The 8,179-nt window shown below is 71.6% G+C and carries 7 protein-coding genes; 1 reads left to right on the top strand and 6 read right to left on the bottom strand.

From position 1 onward, the window contains the following. Positions 1-72: 72 nt before the first annotated feature. Positions 73-1,341 carry an Ig-like domain-containing protein gene (locus AB0D99_RS23800; RefSeq protein ID WP_362365613.1) on the bottom strand — a complete coding sequence of 423 codons (1,269 nt, stop codon included), beginning with the start codon at positions 1,339-1,341 and terminating at the stop codon, positions 73-75. A gap of 194 nt (positions 1,342-1,535) precedes the next feature. Further along, on the bottom strand, positions 1,536-1,877 hold the full coding sequence (locus tag AB0D99_RS23795) for a hypothetical protein (protein ID WP_362365610.1): 342 nt from the start codon (positions 1,875-1,877) through the stop codon (positions 1,536-1,538). A gap of 110 nt (positions 1,878-1,987) precedes the next feature. Between AB0D99_RS23795 and AB0D99_RS23790 the strand changes: the two genes are divergently transcribed. Further along, positions 1,988-2,248 carry an LAETG motif-containing sortase-dependent surface protein gene (locus AB0D99_RS23790; protein ID WP_362365607.1) on the top strand — a complete coding sequence of 87 codons (261 nt, stop codon included), beginning with the start codon at positions 1,988-1,990 and terminating at the stop codon, positions 2,246-2,248. A gap of 136 nt (positions 2,249-2,384) precedes the next feature. On the opposite strand, the gene hutH is transcribed toward AB0D99_RS23790, so the two are convergent. From hutH to AB0D99_RS23770, 4 genes are all read right to left on the bottom strand, one after another. Continuing rightward, complete coding sequence (hutH, locus tag AB0D99_RS23785) at positions 2,385-3,926, bottom strand: histidine ammonia-lyase (protein WP_362365633.1); 1,542 nt, start codon at positions 3,924-3,926, stop codon at positions 2,385-2,387. A gap of 82 nt (positions 3,927-4,008) precedes the next feature. Next, on the bottom strand, positions 4,009-4,719 hold the full coding sequence (locus AB0D99_RS23780; protein WP_362365604.1) for a hypothetical protein: 711 nt from the start codon (positions 4,717-4,719) through the stop codon (positions 4,009-4,011). A 195-nt stretch (positions 4,720-4,914) separates the two neighbouring features. Then, positions 4,915-5,562: a hypothetical protein gene (locus tag AB0D99_RS23775; protein ID WP_362365600.1), complete on the bottom strand. Its 648-nt coding sequence runs from the start codon at positions 5,560-5,562 to the stop codon at positions 4,915-4,917. Positions 5,563-5,719: 157 nt separating this feature from the next. Then, on the bottom strand, positions 5,720-7,732 hold the full coding sequence (locus AB0D99_RS23770; protein WP_362365597.1) for an RICIN domain-containing protein: 2,013 nt from the start codon (positions 7,730-7,732) through the stop codon (positions 5,720-5,722). Between the last annotated feature and the right edge of the window lie 447 nt (positions 7,733-8,179).

Here is an 8,179-nt window from a genome sequence, read left to right as displayed (position 1 = left end):
CGCCCCCGGCCGGGCCCCGGCCCCGCGGGGGGGGCGCCCCCCCCCCCCCCGCTTCTCCGCGTACGGGACGGGTCAGACCGCCGAGCCGGCCTTCCAGTCGGCCCAGCTCATGTTCCAGCCGTTGAGGCCGTTGCTGGGCGAGATCGTCTTGTCCTTGGAGTTCTTGACGACGACGACGTCGCCCACGATGGAGTGGTCGTAGAGCCAGGCGGCCATCTGGTTCGGGTCGCCGGCGCCCTTGACGTCGTTCAGGCCCACGCAGCCGTGGCTGGTGTTGGCGGAGCCGAAGATCGAGTCCGGGCCCCAGTAGTTGCCGTGGATGAAGGTGCCCGAGGTGGACAGGCGCATGGCGTGCGGGACGTCCTTGATGTCGTACTCGCCCTTGCCGTCGTCGTCGGTGAAGCCGACGGTGGCGCCGTTCATCCGGGTCTCCTTGAACTTCTCGGAGATCACCATCTGACCGTTGTAGGTCGGGTTCTCGGGCGAGCCCGCCGAGATCGGGATGGTCTTGATCGTCTTGCCGTCCTGCTTGACCGTCATGGTCTTGGTGGCGACGTCGACGGTGGAGACCTGGTTGCGGCCGATCTTGAAGGTGACGGTCTTCTGCTGGACGCCGTAGACGCCCTCGGCGCCCTCGACACCGTCGAGGTTCAGCTTCAGCGTGACGGTCGAGCCCTCGGTCCAGTAGTCGTCGGGGCGGAAGTCCAGACGCTGGGCGTTGAACCAGTGCCCGACGACCTCCTGGCCGCTGCTGGACGTCACCGTGATGCCGCCCTGGACGGCCTTCTTGTCGGTGATCGCCTTGTTGAAGTTGATCGAGACCGGCATGCCGACGCCGACGGTGGAACCGTCCTCGGGCGTGAAGCTGCCGATGAAGCTGTTGGCCTGGGAGACGGTGGTGAAGGAGGTGTTCTCGTGCGCCTCCAGGCCGTCCGCGTCCTTCGCCGTCGCGGCGATCTTGTAGACGGTGGCGCGCTTGAGCTGGCCGGTGGGCTTCCAGCTGAGCTTGTCGGCGGACATCTCGCCCTCGACGGCCGTGCCCTCCGCCGTGGTCATCGTCACGTCGGTCAGCGTGCCGTTGGTGACGGAGACCTTGGCGTCGTTGTTGATCGAGGCGTTGTCGGTGCCGTTCTTCGGCGAGATGGATATCTGGGCCTTCGACGTCTTCTGCGCCGCGGCCTCGTCGACCTGGGCCTGTGACTGGGCCGACGCGGAGCTGTCGGCGGCGCCGCCCTTGTCGCTGTCGCTGCACGCCGAGAGCACCAACACGCCGCCGAGCACCGCGGCAGCCGCCGCCAGGCCCTTGCGGCGCTTGCTGTCCGTCATCACACGCATCTCCATCGTCGCCGAATCCCTGCCAACACTCGTCAAAACATCCATGAGACCCCGCGCGGTTCCGTAACCGGAGGGTTTGTGGGGAACACCACTGATCGACACGCGGCCGTGGAGCGTCCGGTTCCCGTACGGGTTCCGCGCAAACACGAAGCCCCGGCACGGGGCGGCCGCGCCGGGGCTTCCAGGGGTGCCACCCCCCGCTAGACCCGTTCCGTGTCCTCCTCGTCCACCTCATCTTCCTCGTCGAGGTCCCACTCCTGGGCATCGGGGTCGTAATCGACCTCCTCGCTGCTCCACGACGCCTGGACCAGCTCGATCCCGGGGACCTGGCTGACCAGGTCGAAGGGCTCGACGAGGTAGGCCAGCGCCTCGGCGCTGTCCTCCCGTACGGCGGAGCGGGCGTGTGTGCGCTCGTCCTCGGGCATGAACTCGTCGGTGTCGATGCGGCCGACGGCCGCCTCGGTCAGCTCCTCGGGGCCGTCGATCTCCAGGACGACTTCCACGCGCAGCCGCACATAACGTGATGTCTCGGAAGTGCTCATACCAGGGAGCGTAGGGCTCGGCGGGGTCTCGACTTTCCTGCGACCCGCTGTGTTCATTAGCATCGGCGCACCTACCAATTCGCGGCTTCCGCAAGGGGGATCGAATCTCTGTGTCCGTCGCTCGACGCCCGCTGCTGACCGCCACCGCGGCGGGGACGCTGCTGTTCGCGCTGTGGTTCGTTCCGTCCGCGAACGCGACCGACGAGGAGCGGGTCACCTCGACCCAGCAGGAGCGCGAGGCGGGTGAGCAGCGCCTCGCGGAGACCGGCGGTCCGGACACGACGCCGTATCTGATCGGCGGGACGGGCTTCCTGGCCGTGGGAGCGGGGTTCGTGACCCTGGCGATGAGACGCGGCGGCCGGGCGCACTGAGCCCGCGCACCGGAAGGGCCGCCCTGGACCCGTAGGACGGAATGGCCGCGTACGACGGAATGGGCGCGTACGACGGAAGGGCCGCCTCCCCCGCACATGGGGAGGCGGCCCTTCCGCTTCTCGCGCTCGCGCGTCCCTACGCCAGCGGGCCGGTGACCGGCTCCACGGCCGCGACGAGCCCGCCCGCGCGCACGAAGGCGTCGGCCGCCTCCAGGTCGGGGGCGAGGAAGCGGTCCGGGCCCGGGCCCTCGACCCCGGCGGCGCGCAGGGCCTCGATGGCGGCCTGCGAGGCGGGCGCGGGGGTCAGACCGCGGCGGAGCTCGATGCCGCGGGTGGCGGCGTAGAGCTCGACGGCGATGATCCGGTTGAGGTTGCCGATCGCCGTGCGCAGCTTGCGGGCGGCGGACCAGCCCATGGAGACGTGGTCCTCCTGCATGGCGGAGGACGGGATGGAGTCGGCGGAGGCCGGGACGGCCAGCCGCTTCATCTCGCTGACCAGGGCGGCCTGGGTGTACTGGGCGATCATCAGGCCCGAGTCCACACCGGCGTCGTCGGCGAGGAAGGGCGGCAGGCCGTGGGACCGGTTCTTGTCGAGGAGCCGGTCGGTGCGGCGCTCGGCGATGGAGCCGAGGTCGGCGGCGGCGATGGCGAGGAAGTCCAGGACGTACGCGACGGGGGCGCCGTGGAAGTTGCCGTTGGAGCGGACCTGGCCGTCCGCGAGGACCACGGGGTTGTCGACGGCGGAGGCGAGCTCGCGCTCGGCGACCGTACGGGCGTGGGCCATGGTGTCGCGGCCCGCGCCGGCGACCTGCGGGGCGCAGCGCACGGAGTACGCGTCCTGGACGCGCGGGGCCTCTTCCTCCTGGAAGTGGCCGGTGAGGCCGGAGCCCTTGAGCACCGCGAGCATGTTGGCGGCGGAGGCGCCCTGGCCCGGGTGGGGGCGGATGGCGTGCAGCTCGGGCTCCAGGACCTTCTCGGTGCCGAGGAGGGCTTCGAGGGAGAGCGCCGCGGCGATGTCGGCGGACTTGTAGAGCGTGTCGAGGTCCGCGAGCGCCATGATCAGCATGCCGAGCATGCCGTCGGTGCCGTTGAGGAGGGCGAGGCCCTCCTTCTCGCGCAGCTCGACCGGCTGGATCCCGGCGGCGGCGAGCAGCTCGCCGGCCGGCTTCACGACGCCGTCCGGGCCCTCGGCGTCACCCTCGCCCATGAGGGCGAGGGCGCAGTGCGAGAGCGGCGCGAGGTCGCCGGAGCAGCCGAGGGAGCCGTACTCGTGGACGACCGGGGTGATGCCCGCGTTGAGCACGTCGGCCATGGTCTGCGCGACCTCGGGGCGGACGCCCGTGTGCCCGGAGGCGACGGTCTTGAGCCGCAGGAACATCAGCGCGCGCACCACCTCGCGCTCGACGCGCGGGCCCATGCCGGCGGCGTGCGAGCGGACGATGTTGCGCTGCAGCTGGGCACGGAGCTCCGGGCTGATGTGCCGGGTGGCGAGCGCGCCGAACCCGGTCGAGACGCCGTACACGGGCTCGGGCTTGGCGGCGAGCGCGTCGATGACGGCGCGGGAGTCCGCGAGGGCCTGTACGGCCTCGGTCGAGAGCTCGACATGGGCGCCGTGCCGGGCGACGTCGATGACGTCCTGGGGGGTGGTGCCGGACGTGCCAAGGACGACGGTGTGCATATCCATATTCAGCAGACTACGGACTGAAGACCAACATGTCACTAGTCATCCGCCGGACGGGCCCTTACGCGGCCCGGAGCGATCACCGGGCGTTGATGTCGACCGGCAGCCTGCCGTGGCCGGCGAGCCTGGCCTCGGCCGGGGCGTCCTCGGGCAGCCCGGTCACGACGGCGTCGGCGGCGATCCAGGTGCTGCCCACCGGCCTCGGCCCCGTCGCCCTGATCCGGTACCGGACCGTGCGCTCGGCACCACGGGGCAGGGCCGTCCCTCCCACGGTCTGGTAGAGCACGGCGACATCGCCGGCGACCACGATGTCGGTCGCGCGCCAGCGACCGGCGACCGGGTCCCAGCGCTCGGCCCGCAGGCCCCAGTCGGCGGGCCCGCCCTCCTCCCAGTTGGGCTCCATGGCGAGCCCGACGGCGAGGCGCGCGTAGTCCCGCCGGGTGTCGTTGCGCAGGGTGACGGAGAACTCCTGGGCGGCCCCGCCCTCCCGGACGACGAGTCGGCCGCCCTTGGTGACGGCGGTGACGGTGACCTGGGCCCGTACGGGGCGGGAGGGGGAGGGCGAGGCGCTGGGCCTGACCGAGGGCCGGGTCGCGGTGGGCGTGGGACTGGGCTCGGCGACGACGGACGGGGACGCCGACGCGGTGGTGGGGGACGGCGTCACCGACGCGGTGACCGTCACACGCGGCGGCTCCGGAGCCTTCGCACCGACGCCGCCGTCCCTCTCCCCGCACGCCGCGAGCCCGACGACGAGCGCCACCCCGGCCACGACCACGACAGCACGCCTCATGCCCCACCCCTCACCCGCCCGGCACCGCACCGAAAGCAGCAAATGGTCTCGCGGCACGGACCCGGAGACCAAGCCCCGGGACACCTCGTTACGCACCCGGAACCGACCGGCTGCGGGACGGCCGGGCACGGCGTCCCCGCGCAGCGGCCGTGCACACCTCGGGGACGGCGCCCGACGGCCCCGCGGAGCCCGCCCTCAGCGCCTGCCGGCGCGTGCCCGTCGCAGCCACAGGCCGACAGCGGCGCCGACGAGCGCGATTCCGACCAGGCCGGCCGTGGTCCACCAACCGGTGCGACCACCACCGCTGGTCACGCCCGGGGAGGACGAGGGCGAAGGCGAGGACGGATCGGCCGGGCCCGTCGCGGCCGAGGAGGGCGCGGCCGAGGACGGCGCCGGTGCGGAGGGGAGCGGGGCGGACGCGGTGGGGGTGGGGGCACTGGGCGGCACCGGGTCGACCACCGGAACGGCGATCTCCGCCTCCCCGTGGCCGAGTGCGGGGAACCCCACGTCGACGGTGACCTTCCAGTTGCCGGGAGCGAGGACTTCCGCGGTCATCCAGCCGGCGCGCGTGCCGGGGACGCGGACCAACCGCCACGGCCCCATGGAGCGGGTCCGGTCGACGCTGGTCGCGTTCACCGTGGCGGCGACTGTCTCCTCGACCGCGTCCCCGTCGTTCTCCCAGGTGATCTCGGTCGTGACGTGACCGTCCCGCTGCCCGGTCACCACCACCTTGACGGTGTCGCCGTGGGCTCGGGCGGTGGACGGCATGGCCAGGGCCTGGGCGACGAGCGTGAGCAGGAAACCGAGGGCCGTGAAGGCGCGGAAGGCAGGGCGTGTACGCATCGTTGCGGTGCTCCTGGTGCGTGAGATGCGGTGGGGACGTGGTGCGGTGGGGACGCACCGCGGGGGAACCGGCGTCGGTGGACGGTCGCGCGCGGGCGCCGTCCACCGACGCCGGTGCGGATGACCGGGGCCGCGAGGACCCCGGTCCGACGGCCGGTCAGGAGATCTTCTGGACCGTCCACGCCTGCGTCGCGGAGCCGTTGGCGCGCTGGAGGTCGAGCAGCCAGCTCCCGTAGTACGGGCGGTCGCTCACCGTCAGGGCGTAGGCGCCGCTCGGGTCGGTCACGGTGATCGCTCCGCCGCGGCTGGACAGCTTCCACTTCTGCGTGGCGGTGCCACCGCAGGGCTGCTGCGCGATCCACATGCCCACGGCGGGGGCGCCGCCCGTCTGCAGGCACTTGCCCGAGACCGCGGAGCGGATGCGGACGAGCCCGCCGCCGGCGTCGTCGAACAGCCACTGCTGCTGGGCGTAGCCGTTGGCACGCGCGCCGACGAGCACCGTGCCGTCGGCGGAGCGTCCGCCCCACACCTCGGCGGCCATGCCGGTGCCCGAGTTGCCGAGGGTGTAGCGGGTGCCGGGGGTGGTCGTGCCGCCGCTCGCGTCGGCCGTACGGAAGGAGGTCGCCCTTCCCGCCCCGCTGTCACGGCCGGACCCGTCGCGGACCGAGACGGCGACCTTGTACTCGGTTCCGGGCCGGAGGTTGTAGATGCGCAGCGACTGCGACTGGACCCAGGTCAGGTGCTTGCCGTCCAGCAGGACCTGGTACCAGGCGGCGCCGTCGACCTTGGGCCAGCTCACGACGGCGGCCGTGGACTGGATCTGTCCTGCTGTCACCGCCGGTCCGCCGGTGGGCTTCGTGGGCGTCGGAGTGGGTGTGGGCGTCGGGCTGGGGCCCGGGTCGGGGGTCGTGCCGCCCCCGGAACGCATCAGGAACTGGTTGTCGGCGACGTTCCAGTGGGTGGCCAGGTAGCTGCCGGCCTTGGGGTTGGTGTGGAAGTAGTCGTCGTGGTTGCAGTCCAGGATGTTCTCGGCCGCCTGGTTGGAGCACACGTACCGCATCGTGGGGTAGTACGGGGTGTCCGAGTAGCACATGACGTCGTACTCGTCCGTGCAGTGCGCGCCACGACTGGTGTTGGGGGCGCTGTTGTTGACCGCGCCGAGGTTGTGGCCCAGTTCGTGCGCCGCGGTGTGACCGCCCCAGCAACCGGCGTCGGTGCGCCCGTAGGAGGGGCCGAAGTTGCTCTGGTTGTTCTGGCCCGGTCGCTCGTCACCGGCGAACGTGCCGATGCCGCAGTAGACCTTGGAGTCCGCGAAGATCATGTACTTGCGGTCGCGCCGGTCGAGGCCCTTGCCGGCGAGCGCCCTGTTGGTCGCGCTGAACTCGGCGAGCGCGGACGCCGGAAGTTCGATGTTGAGCACGGTCGGCGTGCAGTCCGCCGCGGTCACGTAGCGGATGTGGCGTACGCCGCCGGTCTCCTTGGCGCTGGCCGAGTAGATGAGGTCGGCGTCGGCGGCCCACTTGCGGAACGAGGCGACGTACTCGGCGTACCGGTCGCGGTCGGGGCCGTGCACGTACACGACCTGCACGCGGTTGCCGGTGCTTCCGTCCCCGTCGCACTGGACGGTCTGGCCCGCGGGGCCCGCGGCGACGGCCTGACCACCGGACGAGGCCGCCGGCTTCGGGGCCGCGGCGGCCCCGGCCTTGGCGCTGCCGGCGTCGGCGGCGGGCGCGTCCTGGGGACGCCCGCCGCCCTGCGTGGCGCCCGAAGCGGGCTTGGCCGGGTCGGCCGCGGGGGCCTTGGCCGTGACCGCGGGGGCCACGTCCGCCTTGATGTCCACGCCCTTGGGCGGGGCGTCGGGCCCATGGGTGCACAGCCCCGCATCGGTGCGGTAGACGCCTGTGCAGCGGTCACCCTTGTCGGCCGCCTTGAGGCCGTCGTAGACCATGCCGCGCGAAGCGTCGTTGGCGGGCACGTCGACGATGGGCTTCGGCTCCTCGTCCTTGGCCGGGACGGCGGCCGGCGCGAGGGTGCCCGTGGTGGACCCGGCCTGTGCGGGCGCCTCCGCCCGGGCGGATGTCCCGGCCTGGGCGTCGTCCCCCATTCCGGAGTAGGCGATGCCTCCGGCGATCACCGCCGCCGATGCGATGGCGGCGGTGATGAGTATCAACCCCCTCGGCTTGCGCCGATGTTCACGTCTTCTGCGATGTCTAGTCATGCGCACCTCAAATCCTTGGTCGGAGGAGTGGGTGCGCGAAGCCTGCCAGACGGGTGCGGTGGAGAATTCGGGCAAACGGGAATGGCGGTTGAGATATCTGACTGTTACCTTTACCGCGGTATTTGATGAACAGTCAATTTTGTTGCAGATGGGCCGAGTTGAAGCGAGAGACCCCAATGGCCCAGACCTTTTCGAGGGATCTCGTTATCGAATCGAGATAGACGAGGGGGGCCTATTGACGGCAATTCAGTAAAGGTTTCACCCAATTACTACCTCGTGAATTCCTCCCGTCACAAGCCGTGAGGAATCGCCCGCACGCCACGCAACCGCCCCCTCACGTTGAGGTGTTCGGGGACCCGGGCGCCCTCACGGCGGCGGGCCGAGAGCCGCGTACGGACC

Source organism: Streptomyces sp. NPDC047971, from assembly GCF_040653355.1.
GTDB lineage: Bacteria > Actinomycetota > Actinomycetes > Streptomycetales > Streptomycetaceae > Streptomyces.
The sequence above is the reverse complement of the archived record's forward strand: the minus strand, read 5'-3'. Positions and strand labels throughout refer to the sequence as shown.